We start from the raw sequence: 16,014 nt of genomic DNA, 5'->3' as shown, positions 1-16,014 counted from the left end.
TCCCCGTCACAGATAACAACAAAGCAGGTGACGCATGACCCGTGAAACACCCAAGAACCTCTGGCTTTCCCGCTGGGGCTTCATCCTCGCCGCGACCGGCTCCGCAGTGGGCCTCGGCAACATATGGAAATTTCCCTACATCACCGGGCAGTACGGCGGCGGCGCCTTCGTGGTGATGTACCTCGCATGCATCCTCGCCATCGGCATTCCAGTGATGATGACCGAGATTGCCATCGGTCGCCGTGGCCGTGGCAGCCCCATAGACGCGATTGGCCGAGCGGCGCGTGAGAACGGCAGCAGCCCCCTCTGGAAGGGCGTTGGCGGAATGGCCATGGCAGCGGGATTCCTGATTCTCTGTTTTTATGTCGTCGTGGCCGGCTGGGCGTTCGCCTATACCCTGAAGATGCTGGATGGCTCTCTCGCGGCCAGTTCCGTCGACGGCCTCGCTCAAGTCTTCGAGGCGCATAACGCCAACGCGTTGCAGCTTGGCGGCTGGAGCCTGTTGGTTGCGCTGTTGACGCTGTGGATCGTCGCCAAGGGCGTGCAAGCGGGTATCGAGCGTGCGGTGCGCTGGATGATGCCGGGCCTCGCCGTGATGCTGCTGATCCTGGTTGGCTATGCGTTCACCAGTGGCGGCTTCGATCAGGGCTTCGCCTTCCTGTTCAGTTTCGATACCTCCAAGCTCACCGGCGAAGCGCTATTGACGGCGCTCGGCCATGCCTTCTTCACCCTGAGCCTGGCGTCTGGCGCAATCCTGACCTACGGCTCCTATATCCCGGACGGCCAGTCCATCGCCCGCACCACCTTCATGGTCGCAATTGCCGATACCTGCGTTGCGCTGCTGGCTGGGCTGGCGATTTTCCCGATCATCTTCGCCAACGGTATGGACCCGACCGCCGGGCCAGGGCTGATCTTCATGAGCCTTCCGCTGGCCTTCCAGCAGATGCCGTTCGGCACGCTGTTCGGGGTGCTGTTCTTTGCGATGGTGTCGATTGCCGCACTGACCTCTGCCATCTCGATGATCGAGGCCACAGTGGCCTACCTCAACGAGAAACATGGCATCAGCCGCCTCAAGGCGGCCACGGGCGCGGGTGCGGTGCTGCTGGTGATCAGCCTGCTGGCCATGCTCTCGTTCAACCTGATGGCCGGCTGGACACCGCTGGGCAAGAACTTCTTCGATTGGCTCGACTACCTGACCTCGCGCTGGATGATGCCGCTGGGCGGAATTTTCATCGTGCTGTTTGCAGGCTATGCGCTGCGCAGCGAGATCATGCGTGAAGAGCTGGATCTGCCACCGCTGGGTTATGCGCTTTGGCTGTTCATGGTGCGCTACGTCTGCCCGGTGCTGATCACCATGGTCTTCCTGCACGCCCTCGGCTGGCTGGGCTTCGACCCGCTGGTGCGCTGGTACTGGATTGCCGGTGCGGTCGGGGTGCTGACCATTCTTGGCGAGGGTCTGCATCCTCGCGTGTGGCCGGCGCTAGCCGGGCGCTGAGTCCTTCAAGCGCGCTGCTTGGAAACGACCCGCCTGGCCTGTCGCTGCCACTGAACGCTCCTGGTTCCCAGGAGCGTTCCGAGTCGCTCTCGGCCGAGACGTTGCTGGCCGAGTCTGTCGCCTCTAGCGTCTGAGCGTCTGCTCACGTTCACGCCCCCCTCCCTGTACAGGGCTTCGCATTGCATCTGGCATGGCATGGTCGCCGTGACGGCGATATTGCCGTTCAGCATGTGGCGCGTTTGATCGAGTCGGTGCTGAGGCCTGCTTGATCAGCCGGTCAGCGGCTTTCTTTTTTCCGCTGCGCTGAGTCCGCTACACGATGAGCCGGGCTAGACCTCAATGCGGGTGATCCTGGTGCCCGAAGCCTTCGCCTCCCTGTGCTGGCTTTACGACATACGGTACCTCAAGGTCTCGTAAGTAGTGCCGATAGTCCGATTAGCTCAAGGACGCTTAGCCAGAAACGGATTCTTCGTATTGACCCTGATCAATGTTTGGAATCGCGCCTATGCCCAGTCGTCTTAAATTCAGCCACAAGATCTTGTTGGCCGCGTCACTGGTCGTGATCGCGACCTTCGCCCTGTTTACCCTGTTCAACGATTACCTGCAGCGCAACGCCATACAGGCCAAGCTGGAAAGCTACCTGAACGAGATGGGCGACGTGACCGCGCATAACATTCACAATTGGCTTTCGGGCCGTCTCGTGTTACTGGAAAACACAGCGCAGACCATCGCCCGCGACAGTTCCGGCACGGCCGTCGAGGCGCTGGTCCAGCAGCCGGCGCTCAGCTCTACCTTCGCCTTCACCTATCTCGGTCGTAACGATGGTGAGTTCATCGTTTATCCCCGCTTCGAGCTGCCAGCCGGTTACGATCCGCGCCAGCGCCCCTGGTACACGGACGCCATCAATGCCGGCAGGACCACGCTGACCGAGCCCTATCAGGACGCGGCCACCAACGATCTGGTCATCACCGCAGCGACGCCGGCCAAGGCCGGCGGCCAAAATCTGGGCGTTGTGGGTGGCGACCTCAGCCTGAAGGTGCTGGTGGATATCATCAATGCGCTTAACTTCGACGGTATGGGGTATGCATTTCTCGTCAGCGGTGACGGGAAGGTGCTGGTCCACCCAGACAAGGCCAAGGTCATGAAAACCCTGGCTGAAATCTACCCGCAAAACACCCCATCGCTGACCAATGGCTTGAGCGAAGCGGAAATGGACGGCCAGCAACGTATCCTCAGTTTCAGCCCGGTGCCCGGCTTGCCGTCGGTGACCTGGTACGTCGGTATTTCCGTAGACAAGGAAAAGGCCTACGCGGCGCTGACCAGCTTCCGCACCTCGGCCCTGGTTGCTGCTGTGATCGCCGTAGTGTTCATCATGATGCTGCTGGGCATGCTGATTCGTGTGCTGATGCGTCCACTGACCGACATGGGCCGGGCGATGGCCAACATCGCCGAAGGCGAGGGCGATCTGACACGCCGTCTGACCGTACAATCGCAGGACGAGTTTGGTGAGCTGGCGATGGCCTTCAACCGCTTCGTCGAACGTATCCACGGCTCGATTCGGGAAGTGTCCTCCGCGACTCAGCAGGTCAACGAAGTGGCGCAACGCGTACTGGCCGCCTCCAATTCGTCCATGGTCAACTCAGACGAGCAGGCCACCCGCACCAACAGCGTCGCCGCGGCCATCAACCAGCTCGGCGCGGCTGCGCAGGAGATCGCCCGCAACGCGGCCGATGCCTCGCAACAGGCCAGCGGTGCTAGCCACCAGGCCGAAGACGGCCGCAAGGTGGTCGAGCAAAACATTGAGGCGATGAAGCAGCTGTCCAGCAATATCAGCGCGTCCTGCGCGCAGATCGAGGCGCTGAACAACCAGACTGTTGGCATCGGCCAGATTCTCGATGTGATCAAGGGTATCTCCGAACAAACCAACCTGCTGGCACTCAACGCGGCCATCGAAGCAGCGCGTGCCGGTGAAGCGGGACGTGGATTCGCGGTGGTGGCCGATGAGGTCCGCAGCCTGGCCCATCGGACCCAGACGTCCGCGCAGGAAATTCACGGCATGATCGAAAAGCTGCAAGTCGGTGCGCGTGACTCGGTGAGCACCATGACCGAAAGCCAGAAGCGCAGCGAGGCCAGCGTCGGTATCGCCAACCAGGCCGGTGAGCGACTGGGCAGCGTGACCCGCAGCATCGGCGAGATCGACGCGATGAATCAGTCTGTGGCGACAGCCACCGAGGAGCAAACGTCGGTTATCGAGTCGCTGAACATGGACATCACCGAGATCAACACGCTTAATCAGGAAGGCGTCGAGAACCTCCATTCCACCTTGCGTGCCTGTGGGGACCTGGAGCAGCAGGCTGCGCGATTGAAGCAGCTGGTAGGGAGTTTCCGGATCTGATTTCGGAGCTGACGAAAGGGGCGCTTCGGCGCCCTTTTTTGTGGGCGGCTGCACCGGCCGGTTCAAGCAGGAGCGAGCTTGCTCGCGATCAGGTGACTGCCGCTTACTCTATACGGCACTGCTCTGCCGTTGACTCCACCTGGGTCGATCGCGAGCGAACCTGCTCCTACGAAGACCGTGATTGACCCATTCCCCGCTCAGATGGTCGAGATGAACCAAGGCTCGGGTCCGCTGGGCCGTCTGCATACAGGAGATCTCATGAAAGTCCTCATCGTGCTCACATCCCATGACAAGCTTGGCGACACCGGGAAACCCACCGGTTTTTGGCTCGAGGAATTCGCCGCGCCTTACTACGTGTTCAAGGACGCCGGGGCCGAGATCGTGCTGGCGTCACCCAAGGGCGGGAAGCCGCCGTTGGACCCGAAAAGCGACGCGCCCGATGCGCAGACCGCGTTGACCAAACGCTTCAAGGATGATGCTGAGGGCCAATCGCTGTTGGCGAATACCCACAAGCTGGACGAAGTGTCGGCGGAAGACTTCGACACGGTGTTCTACCCCGGCGGCCATGGCCCGCTGTGGGACCTGACCGGTAACGCGACGTCCATCGCCCTGATCGAATCTTTCATCAAGGCGCGCAAGCCGGTCGCGGCGGTCTGCCATGCGCCTGCCGCTCTGGTGCAGGTGCGCGGGGTGGACGGCGAGTTGCTGGTCAAGGGCAAGCGCGTGACAGGCTTTACCAATACTGAAGAGGAGGGGGTGCAGCTCACTGAGGTGGTGCCATTCCTGCTGGAAGACAAGCTCAAGGAAATCGGCGGCGACTACAGTAAAGGACCGGACTGGGCGTCTTATGTGCTGGTCGATGGCCTGCTGGTGACAGGCCAGAACCCGGCGTCTTCGGAGGAAGCAGCCCGTGAGTTGCTGAAATTGCTCAAGCCCAGTTAAGCCTCGGTCAGCTGGCTAGTCAGTTCGGCCAGGTCAGGGCATCGGCCTTGGTGCAGGTTTCGAACAGCGGTTTGCCGAACAGATAACCTTGCATCAGTGTGATCCCCAGGTCTTGCAGCGCGCTGCATTCACTTGGGGTTTCCACGCCTTCGCCGATGATCTTGATATCCAGCTCATCGCATATGCCAACCGTCGCCCTCACGATCGCCTGACGTGCACGGCTCTTGTCAATGTCTCGGATCAGCGCCATGTCCAGCTTGATAATATCCGGCTGGAAATCAGCGAGCAGGTTGAGCCCTGCATACCCAGCGCCGAAATCATCGATAGCCGTGAGGAAGCCGATGCGCTGGTATTCGCGGAAAATCTCTGCGAGCCACTTGGCGTCACTTATTCGTTCGCTTTCGACCGTTTCGAAGATGATTCGCTCGATAGGAAAGTCATGCACGCGCGCCGCTTCTAGCGTCGAGCGTATGCACAGCTCAGGACGATAGATGGCGTTGGGCAGGAAGTTGATCGACAGCATGGATTGCATGTCGAGCTTGGCTGCGGTTTTGATGGCTTTGACCCGGCAGGCCTGGTCAAAGCGGAAACGATTGTCTTCGGTCACGCGCGACAGGACGCTGGGCGCGGGTTCGCCATCAGGGCCCCGTACCAGTGCCTCGTGTGCAAAAATCTCTCGCGAGCCTATATCCACAATCGGCTGGTAGGCATAGGCGAAGCGGAAACCGAGACGCTCTCCGCTGGCACAACTAGGGCAAGCCCCGTGCTCCTTAGCGGAATGGCAGGAATAGCTGTTTGGGGCAGGGTTACCGTCGTTGTTGCTGTCTGTCATGGCGGCGCTCGTATGGAAAACCTTAGCTGGATTTAACGGCCGCTCCACTCGGCGCTGTAGTCCTTTCGTCACTGAACTTACCAGTTACGTCGAGCGAGATGTACAGCATCGAAGTAGACCCGAGCCACCAAGAGCAGATGGCGTTATGCTATCTTATATTCTGAGCGTTCGGAACGACACGTATGCTGCTTGTCTGATACCCGTAGTGCCAGACTGTTACCGAAGTAGCGATTCAACTTTGGGTGTCGGTGCACAGAAGAAGGTAATCGAAGGATAGCCCGGCTTCCGGACTGTGCAGGTATCGCTGGTCGGGCCGGCTGTCGGCTCGACCAATGGATTCGGCAGGCGGTAGGGTCGTCTGCGGCCGGCCTCTAGTGCCCAACGCTAGGCCGGTGCGATACATCAGAGCGGGTCGGAACAAGTCATTCCACGATTCGCGCAATCGCAGCGGCAAGCTGGTCGAGCCGTTCGGCGTCTAGCCCGGCGATATTGGCGCGACCGCTCTCAACCAGATACACCGAGTCCTCAGCACGCAGGCGCAGCACCTGCTCGCCCGTGAGCCCCGTGTAGGAAAACATCCCGCGTTGCTGCGCAATATGAGCAAATCGCTCGGCCAAACCATGAGGTGCAAGCGCCTCCACCAGGCCTTGGCGCAAACCGGAGATGCGCTCGCGTTTGGCGGCGACTTCCTGCTGCCAGAGCTGACGCAGCTCGGGGTTGGCGAGGATCGTCGCCACCACGGCAGCACCGTGAGAGGGCGGATTGGACCAAAGGTTGCGCGCCACCGAGGCAAACTGGCTGCGCACGTCGACCAGCGAATCGACAGTCGCGGCTACGGCGATCAACGCCCCGGTGCGCTCACGATACAGGCCGAAATTCTTCGAGCAAGAACTGGTGATGAGTACTTCCGGCAAGGCTTCGACAAACAGGCGGACGGCCCAGGCATCTTCGTCCAAGCCATCTCCGAAGCCCTGATAGGCGAAATCGAACAGCGGCAACAGTTCGCGGCGACGGACGATATCCAGCACCTGACGCCAGTCGTCCCGGCTCAGGTCATACCCGGTGGGGTTGTGGCAACAGGCATGCAGCAGCACCACGTCGCCGCTGGGTATCTGCTCCAGCGCATCGAGCATCGCCGGCACGTCCAGCCTGTTCTGCGCGTCGACATATGGGTAATGCTCGACCTTCAAACGGGCCGCGGCGAACAAGGTCTCGTGTATCGGCCAGGTCGGGTCGCTGAGCCAGAGGCTACGACCCGGCAGGCATTTGGCGATGAAGTCGCCCACCAGCCGCAGCGCGCCGGTGCCGCCCGGTGTCTGTGTGCAGCCGGCGCGGTTGTCGACCAGCGCGGGCGAGTCCTCGCCAAGGACCAGCCGCAACAGCTGCTCACCAAACAGCGGATCGCCATGACCACCGATGTAGCTCTTGGTCTTTTCGCTTTCGATCAACCGTTGTTCGGCCAGCTTCACCGCTTTGGGTATTGGCGTCAGGCCCAGCGCATCCTTGTAGACGCCGACGCCCAGGTCCAGCTTGGCCGGGTTTGGGTCGGCCCGATAGGCGTCGAGCAGGCCGAGAATCGGGTCTCCCGGCACCCGCGCTACATCGCTGAAGTGTTTCACTTGCGGCCCTCGGCGGTTTTTGCGACCTCGTCGGTGCGGGCGGCCATGATGAAGTCGTTGCGGTGCAGGCCTTTGATCGAATGGCTCCACCAGGTCACGGTGACCTTGCCCCACTCGGTGAGCAAGCCCGGATGATGACCCTCGGCTTCAGCGATCTCACCGACCGCATTGGTAAAGGCCAGGGCGTGGCGGAAGTTCTTGAACAGGAACACCTTCTCCAGCTCCATGTGGCCGTCGCGGGTTTCGATATTCCAGTCCGGAATCTGCTTGATCAGCTCCGCCAGTTCATCATCGGAAACCTTGGGTGCGTCGGCTCGGCAGGCTTCGCAGTGGGCTTGGGTCAAAGCGGTCATGGCTTGGTCCTTGTAGTGAGGTTGATAAGAGCTAAGCAGCGTAGGGTGGACACCGCCGCAGGTTTGTCCACGCGTCGGTTCGGTCCCCGGTGTTGTCCGAGCACTCCAGGGTGATGACGCCAGAGGCTCATCCACCAATTTGGTCGGAGCGATCGGCGCCGCTGCAAGACGTCGTGGTGGGCGAAACGGACACGTGGAAAATGCTTCGCAGTGTTCCACCCTACGCCGCTTTCGGCGGGAATTTCGGCGGGTGCAGGCCCAGCTGCATGGCGGCGCGCACGTGGGCCATGATGTCTTCATGGGCCACCTCGAACAGACGCTTGAGCTCGGGCAGGACGAAATACACCGGCTGCAGGATGTCGATGCGATACGGCGTCCGCATCGCTTCGACCACGTCGAACAGCTGGTGCTCGGGCTCGTCGGACAGGCTGTAGCGCGTCTCTTTGGGTGAGGAGAGGATGCCGCCACCGTAGATGCGACGCCCGGCTGGCGTGTCGACCAGGCCGAACTCGATGGTCATCCAATATAGCCGCGCCAGGTAGACGCGCTCTTCCTTGGTTGCCTTGAGGCCGAGCTGGCCGTACGTGTGGGTGAACTCGGCGAACCAGGGATTAGTCAGTAGCGGGCAGTGGCCGAAGATCTCGTGGAAAATGTCCGGCTCCTGCAGGTAGTCCAGCTCTTCAGGCGTACGGATGAAGGTGGCCACCGGGAAACGCTTGCTCGCCAGCAGCTCGAAGAACGTCTGGAAGGGAATCAGTGCTGGAACTCGCGCGACCTGCCACCCTGTGGTCGCGCCCAGCACCCGGTTGATTTCGCTGAGCTGGGGGATGCGGTCGTTTGGGAGCGCGAGCTGCTCGATGCCATCCAGATATTCCTGACAGGCCCGGCCGTCGAGCAGTTTCAGCTGGCGTTCGATCAAGGTCTGCCAGACCGCATGTTCTGCGTCCGTGTAGTGAATGTGACCATTCGCATCCGGCTCGCGGGCAACGTATTTCGTGGCTTTCATCTGACCTCCTGAGCGGGGCGGCCGCCTGAGTCTTTGTTGTTATGAGATACCTCATCTGATCGTGCGAACGGCCAGCTGCCTAGCGTCTCGGTCGCCTGGATACCCTGATACGGATGGCCGGGGTGTAACGAAAAACTTACTCATTTCACATCCGTCGGGTTTTTCGCCTTGATCGGCCATCGCTGCGTCAAATAATCTTTACGAAAATCCTCGTCCAAGTGCTGAAACCTGTTCAGGGCGTTGATGACAAGAACAACAGGCCTGAAGGCACCGTCATGCGTATCAAGATTCTCTGCCAGAACCGTGTTGGCATCCTCCGCGACATGCTTGAACTGCTCGTCGACTACGGCATCAACGTGGCCCGTGGCGAAGTCGGCGGCGAACACGGCAATGCCGTCTACCTCCATTGCCCCAACCTCATGAACCTGCAACTGCAGGCACTGCGACCGAAGATCGAGGCGCTGCAAGGCGTGTTCGAGGTGCGCAAGGTCGGGTTGATGCCCAGCGAACGGCACTCGCTGGAGCTCAATGCATTGCTCGGCGCGCTGGAGTTTCCTGTGCTGTCCATCGACATGGCGGGGGCCATCGTTGCGGCCAACCGCGCCGCAGCACAGTTGCTCGGGGTGCGTGTGGATGAGGTGCCGGGGATGAGCCTGTCGCGTTACGCCGAGGATTTCGATCTGCCGGAACTGGTGCGTGCGAACAAGGCGCGCATCAACGGTCTACGCGTCACCATCAAGGGCGACGTCTTTCTCGCCGATATCGCGCCGCTGCAATCGGAGCATGACGACAGCGAAGCCCTGGCCGGGGCGGTATTGACGCTGCATCGCGCTGACCGTGTCGGTGAGCGCATCTATAACGTGCGCAAGCAGGAGCTGCGTGGCTTCGACAGCATCTTTCAGAGCTCGAAGGTCATGGCTGCGGTTGTCCGAGAAGCGCGACGTATGGCGCCGCTTGATGCGCCCTTATTGATCGAAGGCGAGACGGGCACCGGCAAGGAGTTGCTGGCGCGTGCTTGTCACCTGTCCAGCCCGCGCGGGCAGTCGCCCTTCATGGCGCTCAATTGCGCTGGCCTGCCGGAATCCATGGCCGAAACCGAGCTGTTCGGCTACGGGCCTGGTGCGTTCGAAGGCGCACGTCCGGAAGGTAAACTCGGCCTGCTGGAGCTGACCACTGGCGGCACGCTGTTCCTCGATGGGGTGGGCGAGATGAGTACTCGCTTGCAGGCCAAGCTTGTGCGCTTCCTGCAGGACGGCTGCTTTCGCCGGGTGGGCAGTGACGAGGAGGTGTATCTGGATGTGCGGGTGATCTGCGCCACGCAGCTGGACCTGTCCGAACTCAGTGCCAAGGGCGAGTTCCGGCAGGACCTGTATCACCGGCTCAATGTCCTGTCGCTGCATATCCCGCCGCTGCGCGAATGCCTGGATGGCCTGGAGCCGCTGGTGCAGCACTTTCTCGACCAGGCCAGCCGGCAAATCGGCTGCGCCTTGCCAAGCCTGTCGCCCAAGGCGCTGGAGCGGCTGGCGGGGTATCACTGGCCGGGCAACGTGCGGCAGCTGGAAAACACCCTGTTCCAGGCGGTTTCGCTGTGCGAGGGCGGTGTGATCAAACCCGAACACATCCGCCTACCGGACTATGGCTCACCGCAGCCACTGGGTGATTTCTCGCTGGACGGCGATCTGGACAGTATCGTCGGTCGCTTCGAAAAGGCCGTGTTGCAAGAGTTGTTTCAGCGCCATCCCAGCAGCCGGTTGCTGGGCAAACGACTCGGCGTCTCACACACAACCGTGGCGAACAAACTGAGGGCGCACGGCATCGGCAAGGATGTCTGAATCCAGTCTTGAGCAGCGTAGCTAGCGATCACAGAGTACGGCCCGCGGCAAACCTGTATGAGCCAGCTTGCTGGCGATCAGTGCTGAACACAGGCGCTGTGTTGCGTTTGATGCCAGGATCGCGAGCAAGCTCGCTCCTACAATGCAAATGAACGAGCCGAGCTCATGTGGCGGGCTCGGCTGCTGCGTCAGTCAACAATGCGAAGTCGCACCGGCCCACGGCAAGCCTGTAGGAGCCAGCTTGCTGGCGATCAGCGCTGAACACAGCCGCTGTGTTGCGTTTGATGCCAGGATCGCGAGCAAGCTCGCTCCTATAATAAAAAATGAACGAGCCGAGCCCACGTGGCGGGCTCGGCTGTTGCGTCAGTCAACAATGCGAAGTCGCACCGGCCCACGGCAAGCCTGCAGGAGCCAGCTTGCTGGCGATCAGCACAACACAGCCGCTGTGTTGCGCTTGATGCCAGGATCGCGAGCAAGCTCGCTCCTACAATGGAAATGAACGAGTCGAGCCCACGTAGCGGGCTCGACTGCCGCGTCAGTCAACAATGCGCAGTCGCACCGGCCCGCGGCAAATCTGTAGGAGCCAGCCTGCTGGCGATCATTGCTGAACACAGCCGCTGTGTCGCGTTTGATGCCAGGATCGCGAGCAAGCTCGCTCCTACAATGGAAATGAACGAGCCGAGCCCACGTAGCGAGCTCGGCTGCTGCGTCAGTCAACAATGCGGAGTCGCACCGGCCACGGCAAGCCTGTAGGAGCCAGCTTGCTGGCGATCAGCGCTGCACACAGCCGCTGTGTTGCGCTTGATGCCAGGATCGCGAGCAAGCTCGCTCCTACAATGGAAATGAACGAGCCGAGCTCATGTGGCGGGCTCCGCTGCCGCGTCAGTCATCAAAGCGCAGTCGCATCGGTCACGGCAAGCCTGTAGGAGCCAGCTTGCTGGCGATCGGTGCTGCACACAGCCGCTGTGTTGCGCTTGATGCCAGGATCGCGAGCAAGCTCGCTCCTACGATAAAAATGAATGAGCCGAGCTCATGTGGCGGGCTCGGCTGCCGCGTCAGTCAACAATGCGCAGTCGCACCGGCCGCGGCAAGCCTGTAGGAGCCAGCTTGCTGGCGATCAGTGCTGAACACAGCCGCTGTGTTGCGTTTGATACCAGAATCGCGAAAAAGCTCGCTCCTGCGAAGAGGAGCGAGCCGTTGCAGGCCGGATCTAGACCACCGCCTGGGTCACGGCATCGATGAGGGCTTGTAGGTCGATGGGTTTGCGCAAGTGCAGAGTGAAACCGGCGTCCTTGGCTTTCTCAACGTCGAGCAGGGTGCCGTAGCCGGTCAGCGCGATACTGGGCGTTTGAGCATTGGTGCGGCCGTTGCGGATTGCCGTCATCATCCTGTGGCCGTCAATCTCCGGCATGCCGATGTCGGAAACAATAACGTCAAATGATTTCTGTTCGGCCAGCTCGATGCCTTTTGCGCCGCCATCGGCTGTGGTGACGTCCGCGCCTTCGCTTTCCAGCAGCTCGCACATGGTTTCGAGGATGTCCGGTGAATCATCGACCAGCAAGATACTGATCCCCGCCAAGCCGCCTACCTCCTCAGCGCTGGCGAGCTCGCTGAGTTGCAGTTCGGTCTGCAAGTGAATGGGCAGCCAGAAGCTGAACTTGGCACCGCGTCCGATGCCTTCCGAGTAGGCTTCGATGCGGCCGCCGTGGGCCTCGACCAGCTGCTTGACCAGCGCCAGGCCGATCCCCAGGCCATGCTTGGAACGCTGGGCATGGTGCATCTCGGCCTGACCGAACATATCGAATACCTTCGGTAGAAATTCCGCCGAGATCCCTTCGCCGGTATCGATCACGTCCAGCCTGGCATGTTCACCGTCGCGCTCGAGTTGAAGGCAGATGCGCTCACCGCCCTTGGTGAATTTCCAGGCGTTATTGAGCAGGTTCCAGATGATCTGGTCCAGCCGGGTCGGGTCGGCGTGGATGTAAATCGGGTGCTCGGGTTTGAAGGTCTCAAACGTCACGTTTTCCGCGTGCGCCAGCGGTGTGAACACCGCTTCGATGCCACGCAGTAGGTCTTGGTAGTTCAAGGTCGTGAATTGCAACTTGAGCTTGCCAGTACGAATCCGCGAGACGTCCATCAAATCGTCGATGATCCGGGACTGGCTACGGACCGCGTTCTGGATCGCCTGGGTCGCCTTGCGCAGACTCGGGAAATTTTTTGCTGCCTGCGAGCGCGCCAACAGATCGGTGTTGAGCTGGATCAGGTTCAGCGGATGCTTGAGCTCATGGGAGAGCACGGCAAAGAACTGGTCCTTCTGCTGGTTGGCCGCCTGGATCGTTGCGAGCTGATTCTGCTGGTCCGAGCTCTGTTTGCGTTCATCGGTAAGGTCGCGGGCGATTTTCGCCAGGCCGATCACCTTGCCGTCGTTATCCACCAGCGGGTTGACCAGCCCGCTGAAGAATCGACGAACGCCGTCGCGTCGGACATGCCAGCGCTCGTCTGCAGCCTGGCCCTGTTCCAGCGCCCGCTTGCGCTCGGCTTCCGGCACGCCGATTTGGCGGTCGCTGTCGAGGTAGAGCATGTTTATGCTCTGGCCGATGGCTTCGTCGGGGCTATAGCCGAACAGGCTCACCGCGCCGCGGTTCCAGGTGGTGATCGTGCCGTCCAGATCCAGCGTGATGATGGCGTAGCCCTTGGTACTCTGGGCCAGCTGCCGCATGTGCGCTTCGCCAGCCTGGAGTTGTTCTTCAGCGCGGCGCCGATCGGTGATGTCGATAAAGGTCAGCACTGCGCCCTGGATGCGATCGTCCAATGTCCTGTAGGGCAGGAAGCGCGCCAGGTACCAGCGATTGTCGTCGCGGCTCTTGATCTCGCGTTCGACCAGGTGAAGTTCCTCGAAGGCTTTCGCAGCGTCCGTATGCAGCTGCGGATAGTCGAGGCGATGAGTGATGTCCAGTAACGAGCGGCCTGCATCATTGCCGATGACGTTAAAGATATCCTGAGCGCGCGGTGTAAACCATTTGATGCGCATCGTGCGGTCAACGAACAGCGTGGCGATATCGGTCGATGAGATCAGGTTTTGCAGGTCGTCGTTGATCTTGCTGGTTTCGTCGACCTTGGTCTTCAGTTCGAAGTTGACGGTGGTCAGCTCTTCGTTGATCGATTGCAGCTCTTCCTTGCTGGTTTCCAGTTCCTCAGTGGCCGAACGCAGCTCCTCGTTGATGGCCTGCAGCTCCTCATTGGAGGCTCGCAGCTCCTCGGTGGAGGTTTCCGAGTACTCCATGGTGATTTGCAGCTGCTCTTTGGTCTGCTGCAGCTCGGCTTCCAGCCGGGTCAGGACGCTGTCCTTCGTCTTGGGATCTTCCAGCGTGCTGGGGTCCATGCAGGCTTCCACTTCGTCGAAGATCACCAGCATGAAATCGCCGGCAGCCTCGTTGTCACGGAATGGTCGCACCACCATGTTGACAAAGAAGCTGCGCCCGTCTCGCTCAAGGCGTACGCGGCGGGCTTCGACGCTCTTGCCGGTGTGGGTGGCCTGATAAAGCGCCGTGCGCAGTTCCAGGCGCAGTTGCGGGTGAACGAGTGTGGTGAGGTTCAACGAGGGCTCGCCGCCGACATAGCGCAGGAAATTCCCTGCGCGGTCGGACATATGCACGATTTCGGCGTCGTGGTTGATGATGACGCTAGGCGGCGCGTACTGCTCAAGCGCGCGCTGATGCACATCGGCAAATGAAAACTTCTTGTTGCGCCTGGAGGGTTCGCTGAACGGTGGCCGGCTCGGGGTGGTCAGGGTGAGTCCGTGATACGGCCCGGTAGGTGCCCGACGAACTGCAGAGCCTACTTCCTTGGCACGGTAGATGCGGTTTTTTTTGTCCACTGGTGCGAACAGCTGACTACAGGCATCGGCTGTTTCCGAACTGCCGAGGAACAGATAGCCGCCGGGGTTGAGGGCGAAGTGGAACATGCGCAGCACTTCGATCTGGATGTCCCGGTCCAGATAGATCATCAGGTTGCGGCAGGAGATCAGATCCAGCCGCGAGAACGGCGGATCGCGCAGGATGTTGTGGCGCGCAAAAAGAATCCGCTCGCGCAGCTCCTTTTGCATGCGGAAATGGTTCTGTTCCTTGTAAAAATACTGTCGTAGCCGCGGGGGGGCCACGTCGGTGATGATGGCTTCTGGGTAAACGCCGGTGCGAGCGGTCTCCAGTGCGCGATCATCGATGTCGGTCGCAAAGATCTGCAACTGAACGTCGCTGCGGGCGCCGCTGATTGCCGCCTGGTCGACCAATAGCATGCCCAGCGAGTAAGCCTCTTCGCCAGTAGAACAGGCGGCTGACCAGACACGCAGCGCCTTGTCTTCGGAGTTCAGCTTCTGCTGGAACATTGCCGGGATGACGTCCCGCTCCAGCGCTTCGAATGCTTCGCGGTCACGAAAGAAGTTGGTTACGCCGATCAGCATGTCGGCTAAAAGTGCCGGCGTTTCTTCCGGATGGCTTTGCAGATGGCGGGCGTAGCTGGGCATGTCGCGCAACGCGTTGACCTGCATGCGTCGCTCGATGCGGCGCAACACCGTTGCTTGCTTGTAGTGACGGAAATCGTGACCGGTGCGGGCGCGCAGCGCCGCGAGAATCTCGCGCAGCGCCAGTTCATTCGGTTTGGATTGGGCGTGCGCCTGCGTGTGTTCCAGCTCACCATCGGCAGCGTCTCGCTGTTCGATCTCACTCAGCGGCGCCAGCGGATCCTTTCTGACGAGCAACTCCTTCAGGTTCTGCGACAGCTCGACCAGTCGCTGCGGCATCTCAACCACAGGAAGTACGATGTCGACCATCCCGGTTTCGATTGCGCTGGCAGGCATCGAATCGTATTCGGCATCTTCTGGTGTTTGCGCCAGTGTGACGCCACCCTGTTCCTTGATACGCGCCAGACCCACCGAGCCGTCCGCACCGGTGCCGGACAGCACGATCCCTACAGCATGGTTGTGATGGACATCCGCCAGCGTACGGAAGAACAGATCGATCGCCACGTGCGGGCCACGTTCCCGCTCAGGTTTCTGCAGCCGCAGGTAGCCGTCGCTCATGGACAGGTCCAGTGCGGGTGGGATCACGTAAATATGGTTGCGCTCGATGGGTACGGGCTGGGTGACCTGTAGCACCGGGATCTTGGTGACGTTCTGGAGGATCTTGTCGATATTGCTTTCGTGCTTAGGCGACAAATGCATGATCACTACGAACGCCATGCCGCAGTCGTTCGGCATGTGCTCAAACAACGTAAGCAGGGCCTGAATCCCACCCGCCGAAGCGCCAATGCCGACCACAGGAAACTCCAGCGTGCTTCGGGTCAGTTGCATGTTCTTGGGCGTGGACGGCTCAGGGCTGTTGCTCATCGATTCCTCGGCATTTTTTGGGACGTTCCCGGTCATCAACAGGGAGACAGCAACCCGGGCGACGAAATCCATCCGTCAAACGTGGCACCGCTTACTGGATGATAAGGGTTTGTGATGGCGATTACTGCCAGCACGAAACGATAGCCGCAGCGCGGAG

Annotated in this window: 9 protein-coding genes; 4 read left to right on the top strand and 5 right to left on the bottom strand. The window is 60.7% G+C overall.

The window, feature by feature from the left end:
• The first annotated feature begins 34 nt into the window (after positions 1 to 34).
• From JQR87_RS16080 to JQR87_RS16070, 3 genes are all read left to right on the top strand, one after another.
• A complete protein-coding gene (locus tag JQR87_RS16080; protein WP_407295212.1) occupies positions 35 to 1,495 on the top strand; it encodes a sodium-dependent transporter in 1,461 nt (486 codons plus the stop codon).
• A 505-nt stretch (positions 1,496 to 2,000) separates the two neighbouring features.
• Positions 2,001 to 3,890 (top strand): methyl-accepting chemotaxis protein, encoded by a 1,890-nt coding sequence (locus JQR87_RS16075; protein WP_407295214.1) that lies wholly within the window; start codon positions 2,001 to 2,003, stop codon positions 3,888 to 3,890.
• 258 nt (positions 3,891 to 4,148) lie between these two features.
• Positions 4,149 to 4,832 (top strand): type 1 glutamine amidotransferase domain-containing protein, encoded by a 684-nt coding sequence (locus JQR87_RS16070; protein WP_407295215.1) that lies wholly within the window; start codon positions 4,149 to 4,151, stop codon positions 4,830 to 4,832.
• A 19-nt stretch (positions 4,833 to 4,851) separates the two neighbouring features.
• On the opposite strand, the gene JQR87_RS16065 is transcribed toward JQR87_RS16070, so the two are convergent.
• The 4 genes from JQR87_RS16065 to phhA all read right to left on the bottom strand — a co-directional run bounded on the left by JQR87_RS16065 (position 4,852) and on the right by phhA (position 8,642).
• On the bottom strand, positions 4,852 to 5,664 hold the full coding sequence (locus tag JQR87_RS16065) for an EAL domain-containing protein (protein ID WP_407295216.1): 813 nt from the start codon (positions 5,662 to 5,664) through the stop codon (positions 4,852 to 4,854).
• 422 nt (positions 5,665 to 6,086) lie between these two features.
• Positions 6,087 to 7,283: an amino acid aminotransferase gene (locus JQR87_RS16060; RefSeq protein WP_407295219.1), complete on the bottom strand. Its 1,197-nt coding sequence runs from the start codon at positions 7,281 to 7,283 to the stop codon at positions 6,087 to 6,089.
• Positions 7,280 to 7,636 (bottom strand): 4a-hydroxytetrahydrobiopterin dehydratase, encoded by a 357-nt coding sequence (locus JQR87_RS16055; protein WP_045430164.1) that lies wholly within the window; start codon positions 7,634 to 7,636, stop codon positions 7,280 to 7,282. Before JQR87_RS16055 ends, JQR87_RS16060 begins: the two co-directional genes overlap by 4 nt.
• 220 nt (positions 7,637 to 7,856) lie before the next feature.
• Complete coding sequence (phhA, locus tag JQR87_RS16050) at positions 7,857 to 8,642, bottom strand: phenylalanine 4-monooxygenase (protein WP_407295221.1); 786 nt, start codon at positions 8,640 to 8,642, stop codon at positions 7,857 to 7,859.
• A gap of 275 nt (positions 8,643 to 8,917) precedes the next feature.
• Here phhA and JQR87_RS16045 point away from each other — a divergent pair, with 275 nt between their 5' ends.
• A complete protein-coding gene (locus tag JQR87_RS16045) occupies positions 8,918 to 10,474 on the top strand; it encodes a sigma-54-dependent transcriptional regulator (protein WP_407295224.1) in 1,557 nt (518 codons plus the stop codon).
• A 1,210-nt stretch (positions 10,475 to 11,684) separates the two neighbouring features.
• Here the strand turns inward: JQR87_RS16045 and JQR87_RS16040 are convergent.
• Positions 11,685 to 15,857, bottom strand: a complete 4,173-nt coding sequence (locus tag JQR87_RS16040) for a CheR family methyltransferase (protein ID WP_407295226.1) — start codon at positions 15,855 to 15,857, stop codon at positions 11,685 to 11,687.
• Between the last annotated feature and the right edge of the window lie 157 nt (positions 15,858 to 16,014).

This window comes from Stutzerimonas stutzeri (assembly GCF_051028275.1).
GTDB classification, from domain to species: Bacteria; Pseudomonadota; Gammaproteobacteria; order Pseudomonadales; family Pseudomonadaceae; genus Stutzerimonas; species Stutzerimonas stutzeri_AS.
This window is presented reverse-complemented; position numbering and strand designations above follow the sequence as displayed.

Excerpts from the sequence above, each read along its gene's own strand:
- JQR87_RS16075 (WP_407295214.1), top strand. The coding sequence starts at position 2,001 with ATGCCCAGTCGTCTTAAATTCAGCCACAAGATCTTGTTGGCCGCGTCA.
- JQR87_RS16080 (WP_407295212.1), top strand. The coding sequence starts at position 35 with ATGACCCGTGAAACACCCAAGAACCTCTGGCTTTCCCGCTGGGGCTTC.
- JQR87_RS16065 (WP_407295216.1), bottom strand. The coding sequence starts at position 5,664 with ATGACAGACAGCAACAACGACGGTAACCCTGCCCCAAACAGCTATTCC.
- JQR87_RS16070 (WP_407295215.1), top strand. The coding sequence starts at position 4,149 with ATGAAAGTCCTCATCGTGCTCACATCCCATGACAAGCTTGGCGACACC.
- JQR87_RS16055 (WP_045430164.1), bottom strand. The coding sequence starts at position 7,636 with ATGACCGCTTTGACCCAAGCCCACTGCGAAGCCTGCCGAGCCGACGCA.
- JQR87_RS16040 (WP_407295226.1), bottom strand. The coding sequence starts at position 15,857 with ATGAGCAACAGCCCTGAGCCGTCCACGCCCAAGAACATGCAACTGACC.
- phhA (WP_407295221.1), bottom strand. The coding sequence starts at position 8,642 with ATGAAAGCCACGAAATACGTTGCCCGCGAGCCGGATGCGAATGGTCAC.
- JQR87_RS16045 (WP_407295224.1), top strand. The coding sequence starts at position 8,918 with ATGCGTATCAAGATTCTCTGCCAGAACCGTGTTGGCATCCTCCGCGAC.